Origin of the sequence: Sphingomonas limnosediminicola, assembly GCF_039537965.1 — a bacterium.
GTDB classification, from domain to species: Bacteria; Pseudomonadota; Alphaproteobacteria; order Sphingomonadales; family Sphingomonadaceae; genus Sphingomicrobium; species Sphingomicrobium limnosediminicola.
The window spans coordinates 2,558,123-2,584,763 of record NZ_BAABBM010000001.1; the positions used below are offsets into that span (position 1 = coordinate 2,558,123).

A 26,641-nucleotide genomic window follows, 5' to 3' on the forward strand; every position below is an offset into this window, starting at 1 on the left:
CACGGTCAGAGGCGCTGCTGCTGACGTGAACTCGGCTGCGACCTGCACCGAGAACGCCATGCACGGAGGTCGCTGCTAAACAGCAGCGGACCGCTCGGCCCAAAAGATAAGCCCCGCCGGATCGCTCCGGCGGGGCTTTTTCTTTGGCAATCTGCGGAGACTTAGCTCTGCAGATAGTCGCCCGCATCGGCGTCGAGGCCGTGACCGCTCGGAACGACTTCCCCGAGAGGATCGTCGCCCGTGCCGGCATCGTCACGCGGCGAGCGCGCGTTCTCGGCAGCACGAAGCTCCTCAGCCGAGTCCGGCGCAACCAGCGCTTCCGCCATGCGGCGGTGAGCCGCACGCAGCGCCGTGTCACGCGACGAGGCAGCGACACGCAGGCGGTTCATGCCCGCGCCCGTGCCCGCCGGGATCAGGCGGCCGACGATCACGTTCTCCTTGAGGCCGTCGAGCGTATCGACCTTGCCCTGCACCGCGGCCTCGGTCAGCACGCGCGTCGTTTCCTGGAACGACGCCGCCGAGATGAAGCTGCGGGTCTGGAGCGACGCCTTGGTGATGCCGAGCAGGACCGGCTTGCCTTCAGCGGGCTTCTGGCCCTTGGTGAGCTTGCTGTTCGTCTCGTCCATCTCCTCGCGATCGACCTGCTCGCCGGCCAGCAGCGTGGTGTCGCCTCCGTCGGTGATCTCGACCTTCTGCAGCATCTGGCGAACGATCACCTCGATGTGCTTGTCGTTGATCTTCACGCCCTGGAGTCGATAGACCTCCTGGATCTCGCTCACGAGATATTCGGCCAGCGCCTCGACACCGAGCACTTCCAAGATGTCGTGCGGATCGGGTGAACCGCCGACGAGATTGTCGCCGCGCTTCACATAATCGCCTTCCTGGACCTCGATCATCTTGGCCTTGGGGACGAGATACTCGACCGGCTCCGAACCATCGTCCGGAACGATCGCGATCTTACGCTTCGCCTTGTAGTCGCGCATGAAGGTGACCTTGCCGGACACCTTGGCGATGATCGCATTCTCCTTCGGCTTGCGGGCCTCGAAGAGCTCGGCAACGCGCGGCAGACCACCGGTGATGTCACGCGTACGCGCGGCTTCCCGCGGCATACGGGCGAGCACTTCGCCGGCTTCGACCGTCTGGCCGTCCTCGACCGCGACGATGGCGCCGGGCGCGAGGCGGTAGACTCCGTCCTCTCCCTTGCCCTTACCCGTCAGGGTCAGGCGCGGGTGGAGCGACTCCTTCTTCGACTTGGCATTGTCGTCGGTCACCACGCGCTGCGTGATGCCGGTCGACTCGTCGAGCTGCTCCGACATCGTCCGGTTCTCGATCAGGTCCTGGTACTTCACGGTACCGGCCTTTTCGGTGATCACCGGGCTGAACGACGGATCCCACTCGGCGATACGATCGCCGCGGCTGACGATGTGACCGCTCTCGCACAGCAAGTGAGCGCCGTACGGAACGCGGTGCGTCGAAAGCTCACGGCCGTCCATGTCGAGGATGGCGATCTCGCCGGAACGCGACAGCGACAGATGGCGGCCACGCGGATCGACGATCGTCGGCATGTCACGGAACTCGATCGTGCCATCGACCGGGGATTCCAGGTTCGACTGCTCGTTGAGCTGCGCGGCGCCGCCGATGTGGAAGGTCCGCATCGTCAGCTGCGTGCCCGGCTCACCGATCGACTGGGCGGCGATGACGCCGACCGCTTCACCGATGTTCACCGGCGTACCGCGGGCCAGATCGCGCCCATAGCACTTGGCGCAAACGCCCTGGCGCGAAGCGCAGATCAGCGGGCTCCGGATACGAACGCCCTGCAGGCCGATTTCCTCGATCTTCGCGACCATCGGCTCGTCGAGCAGCGTGCCTTCCTCGATGACGACACCGCCGGTCTTGGCATCGACGATGTCCTCGGCCGTGGTGCGGCCAAGAACGCGGTCCGCAAGGGAGGCGATGACCGCGCCGCCCTGGACGATCGCGCGCATTTCCAGCGCACGGTCGGTGCCGCAATCGTCCTCGATAATCACGGCGTCCTGCGACACGTCGACCAGGCGGCGAGTCAGGTAACCTGAGTTTGCCGTCTTGAGCGCCGTGTCCGCGAGGCCCTTGCGGGCGCCGTGGGTCGAGTTGAAGTACTCAAGGACGGTCAGGCCTTCCTTGAAGTTCGAGATGATCGGCGTTTCGATGATCTCGCCCGACGGCTTGGCCATGAGGCCGCGCATGCCGGCGAGCTGCTTGATCTGGGCCTGCGAACCGCGGGCGCCAGAGTGAGCCATCATGTAGATCGAGTTCAGATCGGCCTGGCGTCCGTCCGGACGCTTCGGCGTGGCCTGAATTTCCTTCATCATCGCGGATGCGACCTGGTCACCGCAACGCGACCAGGCGTCGATCACCTTGTTGTACTTTTCCTGCTGGGTGATCAGGCCGTCCTGATACTGCTGCTCGTAATCCTTCACGAGCGTGCGCGTTTCCTCGACGAGGCCTTCCTTGGCCTTCGGGATGACCATGTCGTCCTTGCCGAACGAAATGCCCGCCGCGAACGCATGGCGGAAGCCGAGCTGCATGATCGCGTCGGCGAACAGCACGGTCTCCTTCTGGCCGGTGTGGCGATAGACGATGTCAATGACGTCGCCGATCTCCTTCTTGGTCAGGACCTTGTTGACGGTCTCGAAGGGCACTTTGTGGCTCTTCGGGAGCGTCTCGCCGAGCAGCATGCGGCCCGCCGTCGTCTCGAAGCGCTTCATGTAGGTATTGCCCTGCTCGTCCGTCTGCGGGACGCGGCTGATAATCTTCGAGTGAAGCGTCACCGCACCGGCGGCGAGGGCCTGGTGGACCTCCGCCATGTCGCTGAGCATCATGCCCTGGCCCGGCTCATCCTCCTTCTCGAGGCTGAGATAGTAGAGGCCGAGAACCATATCCTGCGAAGGAACGATGATCGGCTTGCCGTTGGCGGGCGACAGGATGTTGTTGGTGGACATCATCAGGACGCGCGCTTCCAACTGGGCCTCAAGGCTCAGCGGAACGTGCACGGCCATCTGGTCGCCGTCGAAGTCGGCGTTGAACGCGGCGCAGACCAGCGGGTGAAGCTGGATCGCCTTGCCTTCGATCAGCACCGGCTCGAACGCCTGGATGCCGAGGCGGTGGAGCGTCGGCGCGCGGTTGAGAAGGACCGGGTGCTCGCGAATGACTTCGTCGAGGATGTCCCAGACTTCCTTGCGCTCCTTCTCGACCCACTTCTTCGCCTGCTTCAGCGTCATGCTGAGGCCCTTGGCGTCGAGGCGCGAGTAAATGAACGGCTTGAACAGCTCGAGCGCCATCTTCTTCGGCAGGCCGCACTGGTGCAACTTGAGTTCCGGACCAGTTACGATGACCGAACGGCCCGAATAGTCGACGCGCTTGCCGAGCAGGTTCTGACGGAAGCGGCCCTGCTTGCCCTTGAGCATGTCGGACAGCGACTTCAGCGGACGCTTGTTGGCGCCCGTAATCGTGCGCCCGCGGCGGCCGTTGTCGAACAAGGCGTCGACGGCCTCCTGAAGCATGCGCTTTTCGTTGCGGACGATGATGTCCGGCGCGCGCAGCTCCATCAGCCGCTTCAGCCGGTTGTTACGGTTGATAACGCGACGATAGAGGTCGTTGAGATCCGACGTCGCGAAGCGGCCGCCGTCCAGCGGCACGAGCGGGCGGAGCTCCGGCGGAATGACCGGAATGACTTCCAGGATCATCCACTCCGGGCGGTTGCCGGACTCGAGGAAGCTCTCGACAACCTTGAGGCGTTTGATGATCTTCTTCGGCTTCAGTTCCGACTTGGTCACCGCGAGCTCGTCGAGGAGCGCCTTGCGCTCGCCTTCGAGGTCGAGGTCGATCAGCATCTGCTTGACGGCCTCGGCACCGATGCCGGCGGAGAAGGCGTCTTCGCCATATTCGTCCTGCGCGGACAGGAGTTCGTCTTCGGTCAGGAGCTGATACTTCTCGAGCGCGGTCAGGCCCGGCTCGATGACGACATAGCTCTCGAAGTAGAGGATGCGCTCAAGCTGCTTCAGCTGCATGTCGAGCAGCAGGCCGATGCGGCTCGGAAGCGACTTGAGGAACCAGATGTGGGCCACGGGCGCAGCCAGCTCGATATGGCCCATGCGCTCGCGGCGGACTTTCGAGACGGTAACTTCGACGCCGCACTTTTCGCAGACGATGCCCTTGTACTTCATGCGCTTGTACTTGCCGCACAGGCACTCGTAGTCCTTGATCGGGCCGAAGATGCGCGCGCAGAACAGGCCGTCACGCTCGGGCTTGAACGTGCGATAGTTGATGGTTTCCGGCTTCTTGATCTCGCCGAAGGACCAGCTGCGGATCTTGTCTGGCGACGCGATCCCAATCTTGATCTCGTCGAAGGTCTCCGGCTTGGCGATCGGGTTCGCGAAATTGGTCAGTTCGTTCATATCAAACTCCTGACCCCTCCCCGCACGGGGGAGGGGTATTGGATGCAATCAGTTATTCGGCGGCGATGGCGGTCGGCTCCGCATCGGGATCCTCGACACTGTCGAGTTCGACGTTGAGGCCGAGGCTGCGCATTTCCTTGACGAGCACGTTGAAGCTCTCCGGAATGCCGGCCTCGAACGTGTCGTCGCCCTTGACGATCGCCTCGTAGACCTTGGTGCGGCCGATCACGTCGTCCGACTTCACCGTCAGCATTTCCTGAAGGGTGTAGGCAGCGCCGTAAGCCTGCAGCGCCCATACCTCCATTTCGCCGAAGCGCTGTCCGCCGAACTGCGCCTTACCGCCCAGCGGCTGCTGGGTGACCAGGCTGTACGGTCCGATCGAACGCGCGTGGATCTTGTCGTCGACGAGGTGGTGGAGCTTCAGCATGTATATGTAGCCCACGGTCACCTTGCGGTCGAACGGCTCGCCGGTGCGGCCGTCGAACAGCGTGACCTGCCCCGACGTGTCGAGACCGGCCATTTCCAGCATCGCCGAAACGTCCGGTTCGCGCGCGCCGTCGAACACCGGGGTGCCCATCGGAACGCCACTGACGAGGTTGGAGGCAAGCTCCATCACTGCTTCGTCGTCACGGCCGTCGATGTCCTTGACGTAATTGGCGCCGTAGACGTCCTTGAGCTTGGTCCGGAGCGCCTTGACGTCCTTGCCCGCGACATCCTTGCCGCGCTCGTGGATTTCTTCGAGCATTTCCCCGATCTGACGGCCGAGGCCGCGCGACGCCCAACCAAGGTGCGTTTCGAAGATCTGCCCGACGTTCATGCGCGACGGCACGCCCAGCGGGTTGAGAACGATATCAGCGTGCGTCCCGTCTTCGAGGAACGGCATGTCCTCGATCGGCAGGATGCGGCTGATGACGCCCTTGTTGCCGTGACGCCCGGCCATCTTGTCGCCCGGCTGAAGCTTGCGCTTCACCGCGACGAAGACCTTGACCATCTTGAGCACGCCCGGCGGCAGTTCGTCACCACGCTCAAGCTTCTCGACGCGGTCCTCGAAGCGGCGCTGGATAACGCCAGCGGCCTCGTCGTACTGCGCCTTCAGCGCCTCGACGTCGGCCTGACGCTTGTCGTCCTTCACGGCGATCTTCCACCAATCGTAGCGGTCGACCGACTCAAGCGTCGCCTCGTCGAGGCTGGAGCCCTTCTTGAGGCCCTTCGGCGCGGCCGTTGCAACCTGGCCGAGAAGCATTTCCTTGAGGCGCGAGAAGGTGGCGCGGTTGAGAATGCCGCGTTCGTCGTCGGCGTCCTTCTTCAGGCGCTCCTTCTCTTCGGTCTGGATCGCACGCGTACGGTCGTCGATGTCGATACCGTGGCGGTTGAACACGCGCACTTCGACGACGGTGCCGGCGACGCCCGGCGGAAGCCGGAGCGAAGTGTCGCGTACGTCCGAAGCCTTTTCACCGAAGATGGCGCGGAGGAGCTTTTCTTCCGGCGTCATCGGGCTTTCGCCCTTCGGCGTGATCTTGCCGACCAGGATGTCGCCCGGCTCGACCTCGGCGCCGATGTAGACGATGCCCGCCTCGTCGAGGTTGCGAAGCGCTTCCTCGCCGACGTTCGGGATGTCGCGGGTGATGTCTTCCGGCCCAAGCTTGGTGTCGCGGGCCATGACTTCGAACTCTTCGATGTGGATCGAGGTGAAGACGTCGTCCTTCACGATCCGCTCGGAGATCAGGATCGAGTCCTCATAGTTATAGCCGTTCCACGGCATGAACGCGACGAGCACGTTCCGGCCGAGCGCTAGCTCACCGAATTCAGTCGAGGGACCGTCGGCGATGATCTCACCGGCTTCGACCGAGGCACCGACCTTCACCAGCGGACGCTGGTTGATGCAGGTGTTCTGGTTCGAACGCTGGAACTTCATCAGCGTGTAGATGTCGACGCCGGACTCGCCCGGCTTCAGCTCGCCCGTCGCGCGAACGACGATACGTGCCGCATCGACCTGGTCGACGATGCCCGAACGGCGGGCCGCAATGGCCGCGCCTGAGTCGCGCGCAACCGTCTCTTCCATGCCAGTGCCGACGAGCGGCGCTTCGGCCTGGAGAAGCGGAACGGCCTGACGCTGCATGTTCGAACCCATCAGGGCGCGGTTCGCGTCGTCGTTCTCAAGGAACGGGATCAGCGAGGCGGCAACGGACACGAGCTGCTTCGGCGACACGTCCATTAGCGTGATCTGGTCGCGCGGAGCGATCAGGAACTCGCCGTTGCGGCGGGATGAGATGATCTCTTCGGCGAAGGTGCCATCATTGTTGATCTCGGCATTGGCCTGGGCGATCGTGTGCTTCGCCTCTTCCATCGCGGAGAGATAGACCACCTCGGTCGTGACCTTGTTGTCGACGACCTTGCGGTACGGCGTCTCGATGAAGCCGTACTTGTTCACCCGGCTGAAGCTCGCGAGCGAGTTGATGAGGCCGATGTTCGGCCCTTCCGGCGTCTCGATCGGACAGATACGGCCATAGTGCGTCGGGTGGACGTCGCGGACCTCGAAGCCCGCGCGCTCGCGGGTGAGGCCGCCCGGCCCGAGCGCCGAAACGCGGCGCTTGTGGGTCACTTCAGACAGCGGGTTGGTCTGGTCCATGAACTGCGACAGCTGCGACGAGCCGAAGAATTCGCGCACCGCGGCGACCGCCGGCTTGGCGTTGATGAGGTCGTTCGGCATGACCGTCGACACGTCGACGCTGCTCATGCGCTCCTTAACCGCGCGCTCCATGCGGAGCAGGCCGACGCGATACTGGTTCTCCAGCAGCTCACCGACCGAGCGGACACGGCGGTTCGCAAGGTTATCGATGTCGTCGATGTCGCCCTTGCCGTCCTTCAGGTTCACCAGCTCCTGGACGACCGCCAAGATGTCTTCCTTGCGAAGCGTTGTGACGGTGTCCTCCGCGTCGAGGCCAAGGCGCATGTTGAGCTTCACGCGGCCGACGGCCGATAGGTCGTAGCGCTCCGGATCAAAGAACAGGCCGTAGAACAGCGCATCCGCAGTCTCGCGCGTCGGCGGTTCGCCGGGGCGCATGACGCGGTAGATGTCGGAGAGGGCGCTGTCGCCGTCCTCGCTCTTGTCCGCTTTCAGCGTGTTGCGCATCCACGGGCCGGTGTTGATGTAGTCGATGTCGAGCAGCTCGAGCGTCTTCACGCCGGCTTCGTCGAGCTTCGCCATGTTCTCCGGCGTCACTTCGTCGCCCGCCTCGATGTAAATCTCGCCGGTCTTCTCGTTGATGAGGTCGTAGGCCGAATAACGGCCGAAGATTTCCTCGGTCGGGATCAGCACGTTCTTGACCCCGTCCTTGCCCGCCTGATTGGCGCGGCGCGGCGTGATCTTCTCGTTCGCCTTGAAGATGATCTCGCCGCTGTCGGCGTCGATGACATCATGGTTCGGTTTCTGACCGCGCCATGCTTCGCTGGCGAACGGGATCTGCCAACCGTTCTTGCCGCGCAGGTAGCTGACGCGGTTGTAGAAGGTGTTGAGGATTTCCTCGCTCGTCATGCCAAGCGCGTGAAGCAGCGCGGTGACCGGCAACTTGCGCTTGCGGTCGATACGGACGTTGACGATGTCCTTGGCGTCGAACTCGAAGTCGAGCCAGCTGCCGCGGTATGGAATGACGCGCGCGGCGAAGAGATACTTGCCGCTGGCGTGGGTCTTGCCGCGGTCGTGATCGAACAGCACGCCAGGCGACCGGTGCATCTGGGAAACGATGACGCGCTCGGTACCGTTGATGATGAAGGTGCCGTTCATCGTCATGAGCGGCATGTCGCCCATGTAAACGTCCTGCTCCTTGATATCGATGACCGACTTGGCCTCGGTCTCAGGATCGATCTCGAAGGTGGTCAGGCGCAAGGTGACGCGCATGGGGGCCGCATAGGTGAGGCCGCGCTGGCGGCACTCGTCAGTGTCGTACTTGGGCGCTTCGAGCTCGTAATGGTCGAAATCGAGGTGCGCTGTGCCGGCGAAGTCCATGATCGGGAAGACCGAGCGCAGGGTCTTCTCAAGGCCGGAAACATAGCCCACGGATGGGTCGGAGCGGAGGAACTGCTCGTAGCTCTCGCGCTGAACCTCGATGAGGTTCGGCATCTCACTGATTTCGTGGATGTTGCCGAAGATCTTGCGGATACGCCGCGAATTGGTCTTGAGCCCGCTCGTGGTCTTACGAGGTGCGTCGATCGCTTTGGTGGCCATGTGCTTCCCTGCGCTAGGCGGGAACGCACGGAAACGCCCCCGCTGAGTCTCCCCGGCCGCTAAGCCGGGCGTGGTGTGGAGCGCTGTCCCGCTATCCCTCTCCATGCGTGCGGTCCGTGCGCCGTTCGGACCCTGTCCCGGAGAGGACGGGAAAAGCCCCGGGCGCACGAAGCCGTGCGGCGAGGCCGTCTATTTGTTGGATATGCCCCATATAGCCCCTCGGAATACCGTTGCAAGTGGGTGCGCACACGAAAAACGGGGCGCCTCCACGAAGGAGCCGCCCCGTCATCGGAGAGGCTTGTAAAGCTGCTAGAAGTTGAGGGCGGCCGACAGGAAAATCTGCCGCGGATTGCCGTAGAAAGCGGTGAGCACGCCGGTCCGGCCAAGCGTCGGGATCGGATTGCCCGCGCCATTCAGGATGAAATCGCCGGTGAGCGGGTTCTGCGCCAGGAAGTTATACCCGCCAATGATGTACTTCTTGTTGGCGATGTTCTTGGCGTGGAGGCCGAACTCGTAGCGGTTGCCGGTCGAGCGCCAGACGAAGTTCGCGTCCCATAGGGCGAAGCCGGGTTGGTCGAGGCCGGGGCTCCGGAGCTCGAACTGCTGGCTGGCGCTGCGATAGGAAAGGGTTGTGTTGGCGTCGAGACGGCCACCGGCGAGCGGCGTGTCGTAGTCGAGCGTGCCGCTCAGCGTCCACTTGGGCGTGTTCTGGATCTTGCGGTGATCCGCGACGTCGACCGTCTTTCCAGCGATCGCCGTGTCGAACTGCAGATATTTGGCGTCCAGGTAACCGAGCGAACCGGACATCGTGAAATGGTCGCCTGCGGTCGCGATATTATCCGCCGCCCGGAAGTTCGTCTCGAGCTCGACACCACGGAAGCGCGCCTTGCCGGCGTTGGTGGTGATGCCGCAGAAGGTCTGCACGCCACCGACGAAGCAACCCGCCGAGCCCGGCACCTGAACGTCCTTGTATTCAGCGTCGAAGATCGCGGTCGCCAGCTGCAGGCGACGGTTGAAGAGAGCCGCCTTGTAGCCGAACTCGAAGCTATCGACCTTTTCCGGCTTGAACGTCATGAAATTGAAGACGTCCTGCGGATCCTGCGACGGTGCCTGCGTTGATTGCCCGCGAGGGTCGAAGCCCCCGCCTTTGAAGCCCTTCGAATAGCTGAGGTACAGCGTCTGGTTGGCGTTCGGCTTGAAATTGATCGACGCGCGAGGCGTGAAGGCTTCGTCGGTGCGCTCGCCGTTGAAGTTGGACGTCGTCGCGATCACCGTTCCATCGCCGAAGCCGCTTGAGCCGCCAAGGTCGGGCTGACCGCCGAACTTGTATGTCTGGCGCAGCACGTGCGCGCGCCGGTTATCGGTCGTCCAGCGACCGCCGAGCGACACGCTCCACATCGGATTGAAGTCGTACGTGAAGTCGCCGAAGATCGCCCAGGTCTTCGTCTTCACGTCACCCTGCGTTGCGGCGGTAAGGCCGGGCAGAGCGGCCGAGGTAGTATAGAGCCGGACGTCGAATGCGTCGAAGGCACTGGCGTTGAGGTAGTAGACGCCGAACACACCCTGCAGCGGGCCCTTGTCGGCGACTAGCTGCAGTTCCTGGCTGAACTGATGATTCTTGTAGATCGCAGGCACGTCGAGGTCGACGTATTGCGTCGCGTCGAAGTCGATCGGCGTGTGGCTGGTGTCCTTGCGCAGCGCCGTAATGCTGCGGAACTTGAGCCAATCGGTAAGCCCGAACTCGGCCCAGATGGAACCTCCGCCGGAGCGAACACGCTGCGTCGGATCATTGAGATTGCCGGCAGTGTCGAACTCGTTGCCCGACGACGGGATTGCGCCGTTGCATGCTGCGACCGTGCACAGGTTCGGAACCAGGCGATGGCCGCCACGCGGATTGCTGTCGTCCCAGGTCTTATCCGCCGAAATGCGGATGAACGCATTCTCCGACGGCTGGAACTCGATGGTCCCGCGCCCCGCCCAGATGTCCTTGTTGTAGTTGCGCTGGCCGGTGGTCAGGTTCTTGCCAAAGCCCGTGTTGCTGAGGCGAGCAGCCGCGACGCTTACGCGCAGCGTGTCGGTCAGCGGCGCGGAGGCGCTCCCGATCGCGTCGAACTGGCCGTGCGTGCCGAGGTTGGTGCGCAGGCTAAGGTGCGGCCCGTCCGTGCGGATGCGGCGGGTAACATATTTGATCGCGCCGCCGATGGTGTTTCGTCCGTAGAGCGTGCCCTGCGGACCGCGCAGGATTTCGATCCGCTCGACGTCGTAAATGTCGAGGACCGACGCCTGCGGGCGGTTGAGGTAGACGTCGTCGAGATAGAGACCAACGCCCTGCTCGAATCCGGCGACCGGGTCCTGCTGGCCGACGCCGCGGATGAAGGCGGTCAGCGTTGTGTTGGTTCCGCGCGAAGGCTTCAGCGTCACATCGGGGGTGGTCTTCGCGATATCGGTGATGTCGAGCGCGCCGCGGCGGTCGAGCTGCTCACCGGAGTAAGCGGTGACGGCGACCGGCACGTTGAGCAGGAGCTCGTTGCGGCGCCGCGCGGTGACCGTGATTTCCTGGTCGCTGGCGCCCGCCGACTGATTCTGCGTTTGCGCGTTTGGCGCAGTGGTCGGGCTGGTGTCTGCGCCGGCCTGCGCCGAAGCTGGAGTCGCGATAAGCGCCGCTGCGGCAACTGTGCCGAACATTGCGGCGCGTACAAGAGTGACGCGCATTAGATTTTTCTCCCCCTTGCGGGCGCGGTTGCACCCGAAGTCGCAAGCAGCCATACTGAAACATGAACCGGCTTTCAACTTGCGAGTTTATGCTCGGGGCCGTTAGGGGGAAATGAATGGGGCAAAGCGTTCGAAATGGCGCGCAAGTCAGTGCGGCAAGCGACGGCAAAGCGCCACGCACCGCGCGCGGCGAACGTACGCTCCGAAAGATCCTCGATGCGGCACGCGGCGAGTTCGGCGAACGGGGTTTCGCCGACAGCTCGATCGTCGCTATCACGCAGCGCGCCGGCGTCGCGCTCGGCACATTCTATACCTACTTCGATTCGAAAGAGGCGGTGTTCCGCGCGCTCGTGCAGGACATGTCGTCGCAGGTGCGCGACCGGGTTGCGCCGGCCATGGAGGGCGCCACCGGTTTCTTTGACGGCGAGCGGCGCGCGCTCGCGGCCTTCCTCCGTTTCGCGCGCGAACATCGCGACGTTTATCGCATCATCGACGAGGCCGAATTCGTCGAGCATGCGGCTTACCGCGAGCATTATGAAACGACTGCGATCCGCATCGCGGCGCGCTTCGCCGCTGCGCGCGACAAAGGCGAAATCGCGGCCGATCTCAGCGACGAGGACCTCGAGATCCTGGCCTGGGCCGATATGGGCGCGAACGTGTTCGTCGGCTTGCGTTTCTCGGTATGGGCGAGCACCGACCCGGATCACGTCGCTGAAGTGACCAACCGCCTGCTGACGAAGGGTCTCGCACGATGACTGGAGCTGCTGTCGGGGAATCTGAAGCCGGCTCGTACCGCGACGCCTATTTCGTCAATCGCGATGGGCTGAAGATCCACTATCGCGATTATCCGGGCGACAGCAGCAAACCGCCCCTGCTGTGCCTGCCAGGGCTTACGCGCAACATGCGCGACTTCATCGAATTTGCCGAGCTTCACTCGCCCAGGTTCCGCGTCATCCTCGTCGAGTTCCGGGGCCGCGCAGGTAGCGACTACGATCCGGTTCCGGCGCGCTACAACCCGATGACTTACGCCGGCGACGTGGTCGAGCTGTTGCAGCACCTCGAAGTGCCCGGCGCAATCTTCGTCGGCACCTCGCTCGGCGGGCTTGTGACGATGGTCGTTGCGGCAACGGCGCCGCAGCTCATCGTTGCAGCGATCCTCAACGACATCGGTCCCGACGTCGACCCCGCCGGAATTGGCAGGATCCTCACCTACGTGGGACGCGATCCACGCTTCAAGGACTGGGACGAAGCCGCGAGCACGATTTCCGGAAACTATGGCAGCGCCTTCGACCGCTACACGCACGACGATTGGGTGAAGATGGCGAAGCGCAACTGCCGCGAGGAGAACGGCGAAATCCGTTTCGACTATGACATGGCCATTGCCGAACCGTTCAAGAATGCCGGCGCCACGCCGCAGCCCGATCTCTGGCCGTTGTTCACAGCACTCGCGGCCAAGCCGTTGCTCGTGGTTCGCGGCGAGAAGAGCGACCTGCTGACCGCCGAGACCGCGGCGCGAATGCAGTCGGCCGCGCCGCAAATGAGGCTGGCAGTCGTCGCGGGCGTCGGTCACGCCCCCGAACTCAACGAACCGGAAGCGGTAGCCGCTATCGACGAGCTCCTAGGAACGCTCGGTTAGGAATTGTCGGGCACGCTCGTCGGCTTCCTTGACGATCGGCATGACCGACTCAATCTCCCGTTCCAGCCGCCGCCATTTGTCGGGCGATGGCCGCGACACGGTGACCTTCGACAAGGGCAATTGCCCGCCCAGCTCCCGATCCCAGCCGAGATCCAGCGAGCGCGTTAGCTCGGTCGAAGTGCCCTGCGGATCGGCGAGGAAGCGGTCGTGCGCCATTACCTTCACGCGATCCGGCGGCAGCTTCTCGAGATCGTCGAGCATGATCCGGGTCGTCGTTGCCCATTGGTGCGCGACGACCATCGACAAGGGCCGCCCGATCAGGTCCCGCCAGCCGGGCACCAGCAGCAACGACCAGGGATAGCCGGTCCAGCCGGGAAGCTCGGGGTAGGTCCGAAAGGCGCCGGAGGCCCACGCCTCCATCATGCTCGCGATTGTCTGGCGAACATCGCGGTAGAGATAGACGAACATCGCATCCGGGAAGACGGCGTCGAACAGTGGGATGCGGAGCGCATTCTTCGGCGTCTTCTCGAGCATCCGAACACGGCCGGTCGGCGCGTGTCCGTCGCGGTTACGAATTTGGCGATAGAATTCGCCGGCCAATGCTTCGGCAATCTGGGGAGTCGCGTCGGCCGCCGTGAGGCGGTTCGAATCCCATCCGCGCGCGGCGGGGTGAAGGCCGGGTATGTCCTCGATCAGCCAATGGCTTTCCTGCCCGGTCGCGTAGAGGCGCGGCGCCTGTTCGAGCGTCTCGAACAGCAGGGTCGATCCGGCGCGGGGCGTGCTGACAATGATGATCGGACGATCGAAGCGCGCCGGCGCGCTTGCGGCTTCAGTCACGATGCGAGGCGCTGGCCGGAAGAAGTGACGGTAGCGAAGGGACGCTGCGCGACGGCCATGATGAAGATGAGCTGGTCGAGCACCGTGATGAGCTGCAATTCGTTGCTCAGTGAGATATCCGCCGCGCCGAGCTGCTCGATCTCCGCGCGTGCATGGCCGAGGAACTGGCGATATTCGTCGATGCCCTGGCCGGACGCGCCATATTGCGCCCACAAGGAAGCCCACCCGTCCGCGAAGCGGTCCAGCCGTTTCATCACGGCCCCAAGCTGCGGATGCTCGACAGCGCTTTCGGCAATGAACGCAAGGTGTCCGCGGACCTCCCACGGCGACATCACGGTCGGCGCATTCACCTGCTCGAACTTGAGGCCCCTGCTATCGCTTTCCCCGGGTCGGACCGTGCGCTTGGCCAAGGCCCCAGATTGCGCGCCGTCGATAACGTCCCACAGCTCAGGCGTCACGACGGTGTCGAGCACCAGATGAACGCGCCGCTCGGACCCGCGATTGTGCACTTCGTGCCAGCGGAAGCTGTCGAACAGCCAGCATTCACCAGGCGCCATATGCACCGTCTCGCCGCCGCAAGTGAATTCCACTTTGGGGTTGGTGATGATCGGCACGTGGATCCGCAGGTGTGTGCGCCAGTGATAATGGGCGTCGACATGCTCCGGCACTTCTGCGCCGGCGCCAAGACCCATCAGACGGCTACGGCCCCAGACGCCGCCGAGCGTCGCCATCACCTCGCCAATATACGGGCAGCGCGCGAGATCCTCCGTCGGACGCATCGGCCCTTCGAAAGCATCCGTCGGCTGGCCCATGACGGTCACCAGCCGGACTGCCTCATTGCCCGGGAAGCCGGTGGCGTGTGGCACCCACGAAGTGGCGGGCAGGGCACGGACTTCGCGCTCCAACGCCTCCGCGTCGAAGCGGAGCGGCAGCTTAAGGAAGGGTTGCGCAAAACGCATCGCGTCATTCTGGCGGATTTGAGCCTTCACGCCAAGACGAGGCCGCGGTGCTTCTCCATTAGCGTACATCAATAACGGAGTTTTGAAGCCGAAAAGAAGGCTTCGCGCGCCGTGTCCATGTATCTTGCTCGCCTGACAGGATTTTTTGCATTATGATCCCGGAGCAAGGGGGCGCGTCAGCTTGGCGACATCGCATCCAGTTGAAGCAAGCGCGAGTGTGGCGCGGGCTCAGGTGCGGCTGCGTTGCTGGGGCGACTTTGCGCTTACCGACAGCAATGATGGGACCGACATCAAGCCACGCGGTCGCAAGGCGCGCGCGCTGCTTGCCTATCTTGCGCTGCATCCAGGAAAGTCGGTCAGCCGCGAACGTCTGACCGGCCTGTTGTGGGGCGGCCGCGGCGAAGAGCAGGCACGCGCTAGCCTTCGCCAGGCCATTCTCGAGCTAAAGCCGCTCTCGACTGAGCCGCGCAGCGCTTTGGCAATCGAGCGAGACCACCTTTCGCTCACGCCCGGAACGCTCACAACCGAACTCCAGGAGATGAGCGCCGCGGTTGGCGCCGGCGATTACGATGCCTTGCTCGAGCTTTTGCCGGACAGCGATGAGCGGCTGTTCGCCAACCTCGACGGGATCGACGAAGCGTTCGATGACTGGCTTACGATCGAGCGGTCGCGCCAGAGCGACGCTCTGGTGACGCTGATCGCGGATGCTTCGGCGGCGGCGCTTGCCGAAGGCCAGACTCGTCACGCTCGCATGCTCCACGCCCGACGACGCGAGCTTGACCCTGAAGGCGGTTTGGCGCCTGCGGCATCGCTCTCGCCTGAATCGGGCACGCCGCTGGTCGCGAAAACTGCTGACGCCCCGAAAACCGCCCCGAGCAGGTTGAGCCTATGGCTTTTGCCGATGGCCCTGGCGCTGGCGGCCGTTCTTGCCGGCGGCGCCTGGTATCTGAACCGGGCGCCAGCCTCTGCCGCGACCGTCGTCGTACTTCCGTTCAAGGGACTGCCCGCGGAGAACGCCTCCTTTGCCGAGGGGCTTTCTGACGAGATAACGGCCCAACTCGGGCGCCAGCTCGGCCTGCGCGTAGCGGGCCGGACGTCCGCGAGCCAGTTCCGCAACGGCGCTGCCAATCTTATCGAGATCGGCCGCAAGCTGGGCGTCAGCTATGCCCTTGAAGGCACCGTTCGTTCGGACGGCAATCACGTCCGGGTAAATGTCGCTCTGGCCAAGACGTCCGATGGCATCCAGCTATGGTCGGACACGTTCGACGGGACCCTCGATGACGTGCTGGCCATCCAGTATCGTATCGGCGAAAGCGTTGCGGAGGCCCTGAACGTCCGGCTTGCCAGGAAGGGCGTGCCTTCCGGCTCGCTCGCGACCAGTGGCCAGGTCTACAGCCTGTATCTTAACGCCAGAGGACTCATTCGGCAGCGAAACAGCAAGGCTTTCGAGGCGGCTCGCGAGCGGCTTTGGAAAGCTGTTCGGCTCGATCCCCATTTCGCGCCGGCGTGGTCGAGCCTCGCGCAAGCCGAGAATCCCGGCGGCCTGGGAAAGGATGCTCGCGCCAGAACCGATCGCGCAATTTCATTTGCAGAGAAGGCTCTAGCGCTCGCGCCGGACCTGCCGGAAGCACACGGCGTCCTCGGCATGCTGTACGGCTTCGAAGATCCGCGGGGTGTCGAACATATCGAACGTGCAGCGACGCTCGACCCGACCAATGCCGAATACCAGTTTTGGCTCGGCAATGTCCGTGCGATGCAATTCGATTTCAGTGGGATGCTGAGTGCTTACCGGCGCGCGTACGAGCTCGATACCCTTTGGGTCTACCCTCAGATGATGGTCGTGCAGACGGCTTGGGAATTGGGGCTGCATGATGAGGCGCTTGGCTACCTTCGCCGGGTAGATAGCGACGACAGCGCTTATGACTCTCACGTCGTTCGTTCGGCGCTTGCGCATGCGCAAGGCGACCTTTCCGCCGAAGCGATGGAATGGAGCCGGGCCGCCGCGGCCACCGCTGATCCGGGACGCCGGGGGGATGCGATCTGGTCGCAGGGCATGGTCTACGACCAGCTTGGCCTCGTCGACCTGGCGTACGAGATGCGCAGAAGCGCAGGCGCCTTAAATCTTGTGGCTCCTAGCTCAGACCCGTTGGCGCTAATTCGTTCGGGCAGGCTACCAAGTTCATCAGAGATTGAGAGCAGGAACCGCAACATCCCCGTATCCTGGCAAGACACGGGGTTCGTGGGCCGCGCTGCGAAGGTGCTGATCAACGCCGGCCGCGCCAGCGAGATTGTTCGCCTCTACGACGGCCCGGGGATTCTCCAGATCTCCCGCCGCCGGCTTCCCGGGCTTCCGGCTAGGTGGCTGCAGGATGGGCCCGTTGTTGCCGCTGCCCTGAGAGCCGTTGGCAGGAACAGCGAGGCGGATCGAATTCTCGCTAATTTAGAACGGCAAATCGAGTCCGTCCTTCGCCGGAGCGCGGGAAGGGCGCGGCCGGGCTTCCTCGCTCACGCCGCGCAGACCTGGGCTCTTCAGGGAAAGACGGACAAGGCGTTAGCCACGCTCGAGCGGGTGGGACCGACGGGCTGGGCCAGCGGCATCGACTACGATGATTCGTCGCTTGCGGACTTTGGTGATGAACCCGCGTTCGAGGCGCTTCGCGGCCAACCCCGATTCGAGGCCGTTCGCCGCCGCTTCAACGATCACATGGCGAAGGAAAGGCGCGAAGCGCTTTCACAGCTTCGACATTGATCCTCCTGCGGATTTAACGATTCATTAACGACAATTTCACGCCCGCGTTGACGTTCGCCTGCGATGGCCAGCCCCGCTCTTCCCACGGTCGGGAGTTCGACCGGGAGTAACTTGGGGAACACGTCATGAGGAAACTGCTATCTTCGGCTGCGCTAGCGACGGTCGCTGCCAGCCTCCTTGTCGCTCAGCCGGCTCGCGCCGCCGTCGGGGTCACGGATGACCCGATCCTGTACTGGACCCAGTTGATGTACGGGAGCGTCGGCGGCAACCCGCCGGTCCAGGCGCGCACCGCGGCGATGGTCGAGATTGCCATGCACGATGCCGTGAGCGCAGCACTCGCTCACCCGGACACGTCCTATCTGCAGGGTGTCTCCGCCTCCGGTGGCGACGTACGGGCAGCGGCGGCGCAAGCGGCCCACGATGTGTTGGTCGCCCTCAACCCAACAAAGACCGCAGATTATGACGCGGCCCTCGCAAGCAGCCTCGCCCTGGTGTCCGATCCAGTGGCTCGCGCGGCCGGACAAACGACCGGCTCCGCTTATGCGGCCGCGATCATCACGACCCGAACGGGAGACGGTTCTGCGACGGCCGGCTCGACGCCGTACACGCCCGGAACCAATCCGGGCGAGTGGCAGCCGACGTCGCCAGGTGTCACCGCAGCACTTCCCGGCTGGGGTGACGTCACGCCGTTTCAGTTGACTTCGGGCGACCAGTTTCGCGCCCCGCCGCCACCGTCCCTCACTAGCGCCGAATATGCTGCGGCTTACGCAGAGGTTGCGGCGATCGGTTCTGCGGGCAGCATGACCCGCACGGCCGACCAGTCGGCGGCAGCCCAGTTCTGGGCCGGCGCCGGCGGCACCAGCTGGCTTTCGATTGCCGTTGGCCTCGCCGCGGACGAGGGTATGTCCACGCTCGAATACTCCCGGATGTTTGCCACGCTGGGCACCAGCCTCGCGGACGCGTTCATCGCGGGCTTCGACACCAAATATGCATACAGCTTCTGGCGTCCGGTGACGGCGATCCACGGAGGTGACCTTGACGGAAATCCGGACACCGCGGTGGACGCGGGGTGGACGTCATATATCACCGCTCCGAGTCACCCATCTTACCTGTCGACACACTCGATAGCGGACGCGACCGCTGCGACGGTTCTGCTCGCCTACATTGACGATGAAGCGTTCTGTGCGACTTTCGCGGGACTTTCTCGCTGCTTTGACGGCATTCAGGATGCCTCGCTCGATGGCGCGTACAGTCGCGTTTGGGGAGGTATCCATTTCTCCTTCGACAGCGAGGCCGGATTGGCGGCGGGTACCCAACTCGCGCAATATGAGCTTGGGGTCGGTACGTTCCGGGCCGTGCCCGAGCCATCGACCTGGGCGATGCTTCTCCTAGGTTTCGCTGCGGTTGGGCTCAGCCTGCGCCGCCGGAAGACAGAGTTTCCGCAATTGGTCTGAGCGGGCAGCTGCTAAGGGAAGGGGCGGTTCGTGAGAGCCGCCCTTTCTTTTATGCGGCGGCAAGTTCCGCGTTCTCGATTAGCTGTGACCCAACGAAAAAGGGCGGCCCCGAAGAGCCGCCCTTCCGTAGTTCGCTGAGAGCGAAGAAGCTTACTTGAGCTCGACGGTGCCGCCGGCATCCTCGATCTGCTTCTTGATCTTCTCGGCCTCGTCCTTGTTGATGCCTTCCTTGACGGCCTTCGGCGCGCCTTCGACCAGGGCCTTCGCCTCGCCGAGGCCAAGACCGGTGATCGCACGGACTTCCTTGATCACGTTGATCTTCTTGCCGCCGTCGCCCGTCAGGATGACGTCGAATTCGGTCTTCTCTTCAGCAGCCGGGCCAGCGGCCGCAGCAGCGGCCGGAGCCGCTGCAACAGCAGCGGCGGCCGAGACGCCCCACTTCTCTTCGAGCGCCTTGGCGAGATCCGCGGCTTCGAGGACGGTCAGTTCAGAGAGCTGGTCAACCAGCTTTGCAATGTCAGCCATTCGATACTCCTTGGTGGGGCACAGGTGATTGGGCCCCTGATTGTCGTGCGTTGATGAAAAAGATGCGCGTTATGCGGCTTCCTTGGCCGCATAGGCGGAGAAGATCCGTGCCAGCTGAGCGCCAGGCTCGTTGATCGTGCGGGCGATCTTGCTCGCGGGCGCCTGAATGAGGCCCACGATAGTCGCACGCAGTTCGTCGAGCGAGGGAAGCTCGGCAAGCGCCTTGATCCCGTTCACGTCGAGGACCGTGTCGCCCATCGCGCCGCCGACGATCTCGAACTTGTCGTGCGTCTTGGCGAAATCGACGGCCACCTTGGCCGCCGCGACGGGGTCTCCGGACGTCGCAAGCGCGGTCGGACCCTTGAGCAGGTCGCCGATCGGCTTGTAGCGCGTGTCCTCGAGCGCAATCAGGGCAAGTCGGTTCTTCGCAACTTTGAACTGAGCGCCGGCGTCGCGCATCTTCAGGCGCAGGTCCGTGGACTGCGCCACCGTCAGACCGAGGTTGCGGGTGACCACAACGACGCTCGTCTCGGTGAAGACTTGCTTCAGCTCGTCGACCAGATCGGCTTTTTGCGAACGATCCATGCCAACTCCAACTTTTCGTCCGGATCGCTCCGAACGAGGTTCAACAAAAGCCCGGGCCCGGAAGCCCAAGCACTTAAGTCCGTGGGGAGTTGGTTTCGATGGCGCTGCAAGTGCAACGCACGACGAAGCGCGGGTAAGGCGCCTCGAATGATTCCTGTCCCCGTCTAGGCTGCAAATTAAGAGGGAAGCCCCCAGCAACTGTCTCGGACGGTGCACTGCCGAAGCAATGCGAGCGCGCGCCTATAGCGGAAATGCCCGCGCGATCAAGCTTCTTGCCCAAAAGAAACCCCGGGCGGAGCTGGTGCTCCGCCCGGGGCCGTTACGCACTTGTATGACGAACTATGCCTTAGCGGCCGCGTTCGCCACGAGTGGCCGGCGGCGGCGGGGGCGGCGGAGGCGGCGGCACCGGGCAGGTGCTGGTCGCCAGGATCACCGATCCGTCCGGGCAGGTCTGCGTCGCCGGCGCTTCCGGAGCCGGGGGCGGCGGAGGCGGCGGGGGCGGCGGCGGAGCCGCGGCTGCGCCGAAGTTGTACGTCAGGCTGGCAAGCAGGCTGTGCGAGGTGAAGCGGCTGTCGTTGTCGAACGTCGCGACACCACCCGAGCCAGTCGTCGAGCCCGCGCTGAACGCGAAGGCGTCGGAGCCGTTGCTGCGGCCGGCGCGGAAGTAACGGTACTTCAGGCCGACATCGAGGTTGTCTGAAATCGGCGCATAGACGCCAGCCAGCAGCTGCCATGCGAACTTGCCGTTGCTGCTGCCGAACTGCTTGACGCTGGCATAGCCGGCGCCGCCACCGACGTAACCGCCGATGCCGCCGTTGCCGCCAAGGTCGAGCAACGCGTTGACCATGCCCGACAGGACGCTGGTGTGGCTGTCGAAGCCGAAGTCGGTGCCCGGGGTGAAGGCCGTGCCAGCACCCGCGTTGAGCGCGGTGACAAAGGAGTTGTCGACGTTCACGCTCTTGATCTTGGCGCGCTTGTAGCCAAGCTCACCTTCAAGACGGAACATGCCGAAGTCGTAGCCGCCGATTAGATCGACGTCATAGCCCAGCTTGTAACGGGAGCTCGCGACGCGGCTGCGAGCGATGTCCGCTGTCAGCGGGTTGGTGAAGTCGACGCTGCCGAAGATGTCCTGGCTCTGTGGCTTCAGGACGCCGCCCTCGATCCCGACATAGCCGGAACCGTCGCGCGCCGCGGCAGGAGCCGCGATCGCGACGGTTGCCGCTGCCGCTAGGAAGAGTTTGCGCATAAAATAAATCCTTCTTGTACGTTTCTAGATGCCCCTCGCCGCCCCGAACCGATGCCGTCCGGGATGGTTTCAGACTTTCGGCCCTCGAAGGGGACGCTTCGTAAACGTGTTGCATCGCAGCAACAGAATCGGTTCCCTGACCTAGGCCAAGCCACTGAACGGAAAAGAAAAAGGCCGAAAACCGCCCTTCAGCAGCTTCCGGCCTTTGTCGAAAACGTCGGCAGGCCGACGATTTCATGTTCAGGTCATCTGGCGTTCATGCTTCAGGCGCCGGCGATCTCCGCCAAGTCGACTTTCACGCCCGGGCCCATTGTCGACGAGACGCTGAGCTTCTGGACGAACTTGCCCTTCGCGCCCGTCGGCTTGTTGCGGATGATCGCTTCCATGAACGCGGTGAAGTTCTCCTTGAGGTCGCCCTCCGAGAACGACGCTTTGCCGATGCCGGCGTGGACGATGCCCGCCTTCTCGACGCGGAACTCGACCTGGCCCGACTTGGCGTCGGTCACGGCCTTGGTGACGTCCATGGTAACGGTGCCGAGCTTCGGGTTCGGCATCAGGCCCTTGGGACCCAGCACCTTACCGAGGCGGCCGACAACGCCCATCATGTCCGGAGTCGCGATGACGCGGTCGAAATCGATGGTGCCGCCCTGGATGGTTTCCATCAGGTCCTCGGCGCCGACGACGTCCGCACCCGCGGCAGTCGCCTCGTCGGCCTTCGCCCCCTTGGCGAAGACGGCGACGCGGACGGTCTTGCCGGTGCCCTTGGGCAGGTTGACGACGCCGCGAACCATCTGGTCCGCGTGGCGGGGATCGACGCCCAGGTTGAGCGCGATTTCGACGGTCTCGTCGAACTTGGCGGTGGCGTTGGTCTTCACAAGGCTTATCGCCTCATCGACGCCATAGAGCTTCTCGCGGTCAACCGCGGTGAAAGCCTTCTGCTTCTTGGTGAGCTTCGCCATGATGTTAGCCCTCCACCACGTTGAGGCCCATCGCGCGGGCGGAGCCTTCGATGATCTTCGACGCGGCGTCGAGGTCGTTGGCGTTGAGGTCCTTCATCTTGGCCTCGGCGATTTCGCGCAGCTGCGAGCGCTTGATCGTGCCTGCGGTCGCCTTGCCGGTTTCCGACGAACCCTTCTGTATCTTCGCCGCCTTCTTGAGGAGGAACGAAGCCGCCGGGCTCTTGGTCACGAACGAGAAGCTGCGGTCCGCATAAACGGTGATCACGGTCGGGATCGGAGCGCCCTTCTCAAGCTCCTGCGTCGAAGCGTTGAACGCCTTGCAGAATTCCATGATGTTGACGCCGCGCTGACCGAGGGCCGGGCCGATCGGCGGGGCCGGGTTCGCGGCGCCCGCGGGCACCTGCAGCTTGATATAGCCGGTGATTTTCTTTGCCATTGTCTCACTCTGTAGTGGGCCGAAGCCCGTTCAAGTTTAGCGGTACAGACGAACGCCAAGCGCTCTCCCGCAGGGTTTCCGATGTGACGGAAGGCGGCGCCTTTAGCGGAAGCCATGCCCAATGTGAAGTGCCGCCGAGCGGACGCTAAAGTCACTAAAGCCACGGTGAGCGGCGCTTTTCCAGGGACTTTAAGCGGCTGAGCGAGCGCCTGAGGGCAGAGCGAATGGTCGAAGAGGGCGGCGCGGGCCGGAGGCATGGGCGGTGGAGGTGACATGTTGGCGGCCGTGTCGGACAGCATTTTCGAGCGCCCGAGGATAAGGGGGCGGAAGCTCGAGCAATCGCGACCTATGTCGAATGGCGCGGGAACATCCGGGGAGGGAAGAATGAGGTCGCACCACATCATGGATTCTGCCGGCACTCTCATGGGAGTAGCTCTCGTGATCGTCACAGGCGTTCACCTCGGCGGCAAGGCGTCGACGTCGATCGCCGATGAAATGGCCTTCGCTTCAGCAGTCTTGTTTCTTGGCAGCTGCGGAGCGTCACACCGCGCGATCAGCAAGAACGATGAATGGTACGAGGTCGTGCTTGCGGACAGGTTGTTCGCGGCAGGCCTGCTCGTCTTGCTCGGTGGAGTCTTCAGCCTGTGGTTTTAACCTGGAGCGATTCACAGTGGCAGCTTTCGACCCAATCCTGCCATGGGTGGGTGCGACGCCGGGGCACTGCATTTTCGCGCGGCCCTAGTCGGACTTTTCCGCTGCCGTCGCTCTTCTCGTTCGTGTGGATGAACAAAAAAGGGCTGCCGAAGCAGCCCTTTGCATTCTTGAAACTAGGCCCCGGCCTTCGCCCGGGAGCAGGTAAGTAGACGCAGCGGCTACTTGACCCGTTCCACCTGCTCGAACTCCAGCTCGACCGGCGTAGCACGCCCGAAGATGCTGACCGAAACCTTCACGCGCCCACGGTCGAAGTCCAATTCCTCCACCACGCCGTTGAAGCTGGCGAACGGACCGTCGAGGACTTTAACTGCATCGCCGATTTCGTAGTCGACGGTGATCTTCTGTTTGGCGCCGGCGGCTGCGGCTTCTTCCTTGGTGTCGAGCATGCGCGCGGCCTGCGCATCCGGGATCGGCTGCGGCTTGCCGCCGGGGCCGAGGAAGCCGGTGACCTTCGGCGTGTTCTTGACGAGGTGGTAGACCTGGTCGTTCATCTCGAGCTTGGCGAGGACGTAGCCGGGCATGAACTTGCGGTCGGTCTGGACCTTCTTGCCGCGCTTGATCTCAGTCACGGTTTCGGTCGGAACCTCGATCTGCTCGACGAACGGCTCCAGCCCCATGCGCGATGCCTCGCTCATGATCGCGTCGCGGACCTTGTTCTCAAAACCGGAATAAGCGTGGATGATGTACCAGCGGGACATGTTCGTCTCTCGTTAGGGGCTAGCCGAGCAGGCTGAGCAAATATTTGACCAGCGTCGCAAAGAAGGCGTCGACGCCGAAGAAGAAGAAAGCGAGCACGAGCGTCATGATGATCACCATGATGCCGGTCGCGACCGTTTCCTTGCGGGTCGGCCAATGGACCTTCGCAGTTTCTGCGCGGACCTGACGGATGAATTCGCCGGGGGAAGTTCTGGCCACGTTGCTGCTGCTCTCTTGCGGATAGAAAAGCGCCCCGCGGACCTCTCGGGCCGGCGGGGCTGGGTGTCACTTAGCGGGGGTCGCCTGAGTCTTCAAGGTTGCGAAGCGCGATTGGCGTGGCTACCTCGCGCATCGGCCCAGGGGTATAGCTCAGTTGGTAGAGCATCGGTCTCCAAAACCGAGGGTCGTGGGTTCGAGTCCCTCTGCCCCTGCCAGTTCACTTCACCACCGGTAACCCGATCCACGTCCCTGCCGGGCCGGTGAAGACGCGCTGCGTGGCCGCGCGGTAGTCACCCGGCTTCGCGTAGAAAATGTTCGGCACGAACGTCTGCGGATTGCGGTCGTAGAGGGGGAACCAGCTCGACTGGACCTGGACCATCAGGCGGTGGCCGGGCTGCAGCGTGTAGTTCACCGTCGGCAGCGCGAATTCGTAGGTGACGGGCTCATTGGCCGGGACCGCGGTCGGCTTGCCGGGATCGTTGCGATAACGGGCGCGCAGGACGTCCATGGCGATCGCGAGCTGATATCCGCCCATTTCCGGCTTTTGCGGATATTGGTCGGGGTAGACGTCGATCAGTTTGACGATCCAGTCGCTGTCGGTGCCGCTGGTCGAGGCGCGCAGGTGCACGAGTGGGTTGCCGGCGAGCTTGAGCGGCTGCGTGAGGACCGGGCCGGCATAGCTAAGCACATCGGGGCGGGCGTCGGCGAAGCGCTGGTCGTCTACGAGCCAGAAGCGCCAGGTCGACCCGTTCGCCCAAGGCGAGAGGTTGGGGCGGGCGCGGTAGGTCACCGGCTTCGACGGGTCGGAGATGTAGCTGTCGGTGCCGCTTCCGGCCGGAGCGCCTAGCGACAGACGCGAATTGGGGGCGAGGTACAGCGGCGTCAGGTTCGACGGGCAGCCCTTGGCGCAGGCTTGCGGCCAATCGCCGAAGCGCCGCCACTGGTTGGTGCCGACTTCGAACGCGGTGACGCGCGCTATGTCGGCGGTCCGTCCGTCCTTCAGATATTGATCGAGGAACGGCAGCATCACGTTCTGCCGGAACCACTTGCCTGTATCGGAGCCCCATTCGAGGGCGCCGAGCGTGCTGGCCGCCCCATTGGCCTCGCCGTGGTGCCACGGGCCCATGACGAGGTGGGCGTTGGGGCTGGCCTTGGTCGCCTCGAAGGCGGCGGGCGCGCCGTAAATGTCCTCTTGGTCCCACAGGCTGTCGACGAACAGGGTGGGGACGGTCAGCGGGGCGCGGGCGAGGATGCGGTCGACCGCCTGCTCCTGCCAATATTCGTCATAGGCCGGATGCTCGGTCAGGCGCTGCCAGAAGGGCAGCTGATCCATGCCCATCGCGTGGCCGTAGGCACCGGCGGAGCCGTAGCCGAGGAAGGTGACGTAGTCGTCATAGCCGGCGCTGAACCAGTCCTCGTCGGACTTCTTGGTCGCGGTCTGGCCGTAGACGTAGCTGATCATCTCCTGACGGAAGGCGCCGTTGTGGAACCAGTCGTCGCCCTTCCACACGTCGACCATCGGGTTGATGGGGACGGAGGCCTTGAGCGCGGGGTGGGGGTTCACCAGGCTCATCAGGGCGGTGAACCCATCGTAGCTGGTGCCGATCGAGCCGACGCGGCCGTTGGATTCGGCGACGTTCTTCACCAGCCAGTCGATGGTGTCGTAGGCATCGGTGGCGTGATCGACGCTGGTCGGGTTGAGCGGCCCGCGGACCGGGCGGTTCATGACGTAATCGCCCTCGGACTTGTACTTACCGCGGACGTCCTCAAGCGCAACGATATAGCCGGCGCGGACCAGCTCGGCATAAGCCGGCGAAAGGATGTTCTCCGGCAGCGGGCCGAAGGTGCCGCGGCTCGTCCCCTTGTCCGCAGAATAAGGCGTTCGGTCGAGCATGATCGGGAACTTGCCACCGCCTTTGGGGATGATGAGGACGGTGTAGAGCTTCGCGCCGTCGCGCATCGGGATGCGCAGCTCGCGCCGGACATATTGAAACTGGCCGCGCGGGGCGGTGAAATGCTGCGGAATGTCGCCGCCCTTGGGAATCGGCGGGACGAAAGCCGGATGGAAATCGGCCGGGATGTCGCCGCCGGGCCGGACCGCCGGCTGGACGTGCGTTTCGGCAAGGACGGGCGCGGCGAGGACGAGCGCCAGGGCGCCGAACGCAAACTTGTTGAAGGTCATGCGACTCCTATCGAGCGCGGGTCATTGCATGAGGCCGCGGCCCGGACAAGACGGGCCGCCGGCGACTTGTGCCG

The 26,641-nt window shown here is 63.8% G+C and carries 18 protein-coding genes and 1 tRNA gene; 6 read left to right on the top strand and 13 right to left on the bottom strand.

Annotated features, from left to right (window positions below; genetic code table 11):
- Positions 1–161: 161 nt before the first annotated feature.
- The 3 genes from rpoC to ABD704_RS13150 form a co-directional block, all read right to left on the bottom strand.
- Entirely contained in the window at positions 162–4,433 is a 4,272-nt protein-coding gene (gene rpoC, locus ABD704_RS13140) for a DNA-directed RNA polymerase subunit beta' (protein WP_344700142.1), read from the bottom strand.
- Between the two features lie 52 nt (positions 4,434–4,485).
- Positions 4,486–8,658, bottom strand: coding sequence for a DNA-directed RNA polymerase subunit beta (gene rpoB, locus ABD704_RS13145; RefSeq protein ID WP_344700143.1), 4,173 nt, complete (start codon positions 8,656–8,658; stop codon positions 4,486–4,488).
- Positions 8,659–8,967: 309 nt separating this feature from the next.
- Positions 8,968–11,370 carry a TonB-dependent receptor gene (locus tag ABD704_RS13150; RefSeq protein WP_344700144.1) on the bottom strand — a complete coding sequence of 801 codons (2,403 nt, stop codon included), beginning with the start codon at positions 11,368–11,370 and terminating at the stop codon, positions 8,968–8,970.
- A 116-nt stretch (positions 11,371–11,486) separates the two neighbouring features.
- On the opposite strand from ABD704_RS13150, the gene ABD704_RS13155 reads away from it, so the two are divergent.
- Together ABD704_RS13155 and ABD704_RS13160 are read left to right on the top strand one after the other, a co-directional pair.
- Positions 11,487–12,125 (top strand): TetR/AcrR family transcriptional regulator, encoded by a 639-nt coding sequence (locus tag ABD704_RS13155; RefSeq protein WP_344700145.1) that lies wholly within the window; start codon positions 11,487–11,489, stop codon positions 12,123–12,125.
- The gene (locus ABD704_RS13160; protein WP_344700146.1) at positions 12,122–13,006 is read left to right on the top strand and encodes an alpha/beta fold hydrolase; all 885 of its coding nucleotides are present in this window, start codon (positions 12,122–12,124) and stop codon (positions 13,004–13,006) included. The genes ABD704_RS13155 and ABD704_RS13160 overlap by 4 nt, the downstream gene beginning before the upstream one ends.
- Here the strand turns inward: ABD704_RS13160 and ABD704_RS13165 are convergent.
- On the bottom strand, positions 12,989–13,843 hold the full coding sequence (locus ABD704_RS13165) for a sulfotransferase family protein (protein WP_344700147.1): 855 nt from the start codon (positions 13,841–13,843) through the stop codon (positions 12,989–12,991). The two genes, ABD704_RS13160 and ABD704_RS13165, sit on opposite strands and share 18 nt — an antisense overlap.
- Positions 13,840–14,832 carry an aspartyl/asparaginyl beta-hydroxylase domain-containing protein gene (locus ABD704_RS13170; protein ID WP_344700148.1) on the bottom strand — a complete coding sequence of 331 codons (993 nt, stop codon included), beginning with the start codon at positions 14,830–14,832 and terminating at the stop codon, positions 13,840–13,842. The genes ABD704_RS13165 and ABD704_RS13170 overlap by 4 nt, the downstream gene beginning before the upstream one ends.
- Positions 14,833–15,019: 187 nt before the next feature.
- On the opposite strand from ABD704_RS13170, the gene ABD704_RS13175 reads away from it, so the two are divergent.
- Both ABD704_RS13175 and ABD704_RS13180 read left to right on the top strand, forming a co-directional pair.
- Positions 15,020–17,551, top strand: coding sequence for a hypothetical protein (locus tag ABD704_RS13175; RefSeq protein ID WP_344700149.1), 2,532 nt, complete (start codon positions 15,020–15,022; stop codon positions 17,549–17,551).
- 125 nt (positions 17,552–17,676) lie between these two features.
- On the top strand, positions 17,677–19,005 hold the full coding sequence (locus ABD704_RS13180) for a PEPxxWA-CTERM sorting domain-containing protein (RefSeq protein ID WP_344700150.1): 1,329 nt from the start codon (positions 17,677–17,679) through the stop codon (positions 19,003–19,005).
- A gap of 150 nt (positions 19,006–19,155) precedes the next feature.
- Here the strand turns inward: ABD704_RS13180 and rplL are convergent, their stop codons facing one another.
- From rplL to rplK, 5 genes are all read right to left on the bottom strand, one after another.
- Complete coding sequence (gene rplL / locus ABD704_RS13185; RefSeq protein ID WP_344700151.1) at positions 19,156–19,530, bottom strand: 50S ribosomal protein L7/L12; 375 nt, start codon at positions 19,528–19,530, stop codon at positions 19,156–19,158.
- A 69-nt stretch (positions 19,531–19,599) separates the two neighbouring features.
- Complete coding sequence (rplJ, locus tag ABD704_RS13190; RefSeq protein WP_344700152.1) at positions 19,600–20,115, bottom strand: 50S ribosomal protein L10; 516 nt, start codon at positions 20,113–20,115, stop codon at positions 19,600–19,602.
- A 346-nt stretch (positions 20,116–20,461) separates the two neighbouring features.
- Entirely contained in the window at positions 20,462–21,361 is a 900-nt protein-coding gene (locus tag ABD704_RS13195) for an outer membrane protein (RefSeq protein WP_344700153.1), read from the bottom strand.
- A 263-nt stretch (positions 21,362–21,624) separates the two neighbouring features.
- Complete coding sequence (gene rplA, locus ABD704_RS13200) at positions 21,625–22,320, bottom strand: 50S ribosomal protein L1 (protein WP_344700154.1); 696 nt, start codon at positions 22,318–22,320, stop codon at positions 21,625–21,627.
- 4 nt (positions 22,321–22,324) lie between these two features.
- A complete protein-coding gene (gene rplK / locus ABD704_RS13205; protein ID WP_344700155.1) occupies positions 22,325–22,756 on the bottom strand; it encodes a 50S ribosomal protein L11 in 432 nt (143 codons plus the stop codon).
- Positions 22,757–23,140: 384 nt separating this feature from the next.
- Here rplK and ABD704_RS13210 point away from each other — a divergent pair, with 384 nt between their 5' ends.
- Positions 23,141–23,410 carry a hypothetical protein gene (locus ABD704_RS13210; protein WP_344700156.1) on the top strand — a complete coding sequence of 90 codons (270 nt, stop codon included), beginning with the start codon at positions 23,141–23,143 and terminating at the stop codon, positions 23,408–23,410.
- A gap of 218 nt (positions 23,411–23,628) precedes the next feature.
- Here the strand turns inward: ABD704_RS13210 and nusG are convergent, their stop codons facing one another.
- Positions 23,629–24,168, bottom strand: a complete 540-nt coding sequence (nusG, locus tag ABD704_RS13215) for a transcription termination/antitermination protein NusG (RefSeq protein ID WP_344700157.1) — start codon at positions 24,166–24,168, stop codon at positions 23,629–23,631.
- A 19-nt stretch (positions 24,169–24,187) separates the two neighbouring features.
- A complete protein-coding gene (gene secE / locus ABD704_RS13220; protein ID WP_344700158.1) occupies positions 24,188–24,385 on the bottom strand; it encodes a preprotein translocase subunit SecE in 198 nt (65 codons plus the stop codon).
- Positions 24,386–24,524: 139 nt separating this feature from the next.
- Here secE and ABD704_RS13225 point away from each other — a divergent pair.
- Positions 24,525–24,600, top strand: a tRNA-Trp gene (locus ABD704_RS13225).
- Between the two features lie 2 nt (positions 24,601–24,602).
- Here the strand turns inward: ABD704_RS13225 and ABD704_RS13230 are convergent.
- Positions 24,603–26,567 (bottom strand): CocE/NonD family hydrolase, encoded by a 1,965-nt coding sequence (locus tag ABD704_RS13230; RefSeq protein WP_344700159.1) that lies wholly within the window; start codon positions 26,565–26,567, stop codon positions 24,603–24,605.
- Between the last annotated feature and the right edge of the window lie 74 nt (positions 26,568–26,641).

Bases quoted from the DNA above. Each gene is read 5' to 3' on its own strand.
- rpoB (WP_344700143.1), bottom strand. From the start codon at position 8,658: ATGGCCACCAAAGCGATCGACGCACCTCGTAAGACCACGAGCGGGCTC.
- ABD704_RS13230 (WP_344700159.1), bottom strand. From the start codon at position 26,567: ATGACCTTCAACAAGTTTGCGTTCGGCGCCCTGGCGCTCGTCCTCGCC.
- ABD704_RS13160 (WP_344700146.1), top strand. From the start codon at position 12,122: ATGACTGGAGCTGCTGTCGGGGAATCTGAAGCCGGCTCGTACCGCGAC.
- ABD704_RS13180 (WP_344700150.1), top strand. From the start codon at position 17,677: ATGAGGAAACTGCTATCTTCGGCTGCGCTAGCGACGGTCGCTGCCAGC.
- rplK (WP_344700155.1), bottom strand. From the start codon at position 22,756: ATGGCAAAGAAAATCACCGGCTATATCAAGCTGCAGGTGCCCGCGGGC.
- ABD704_RS13210 (WP_344700156.1), top strand. From the start codon at position 23,141: ATGAGGTCGCACCACATCATGGATTCTGCCGGCACTCTCATGGGAGTA.
- nusG (WP_344700157.1), bottom strand. From the start codon at position 24,168: ATGTCCCGCTGGTACATCATCCACGCTTATTCCGGTTTTGAGAACAAG.
- rplA (WP_344700154.1), bottom strand. From the start codon at position 22,320: ATGGCGAAGCTCACCAAGAAGCAGAAGGCTTTCACCGCGGTTGACCGC.
- rpoC (WP_344700142.1), bottom strand. From the start codon at position 4,433: ATGAACGAACTGACCAATTTCGCGAACCCGATCGCCAAGCCGGAGACC.
- ABD704_RS13195 (WP_344700153.1), bottom strand. From the start codon at position 21,361: ATGCGCAAACTCTTCCTAGCGGCAGCGGCAACCGTCGCGATCGCGGCT.
- ABD704_RS13150 (WP_344700144.1), bottom strand. From the start codon at position 11,370: ATGCGCGTCACTCTTGTACGCGCCGCAATGTTCGGCACAGTTGCCGCA.
- rplJ (WP_344700152.1), bottom strand. From the start codon at position 20,115: ATGGATCGTTCGCAAAAAGCCGATCTGGTCGACGAGCTGAAGCAAGTC.
- rplL (WP_344700151.1), bottom strand. From the start codon at position 19,530: ATGGCTGACATTGCAAAGCTGGTTGACCAGCTCTCTGAACTGACCGTC.
- ABD704_RS13155 (WP_344700145.1), top strand. From the start codon at position 11,487: ATGGGGCAAAGCGTTCGAAATGGCGCGCAAGTCAGTGCGGCAAGCGAC.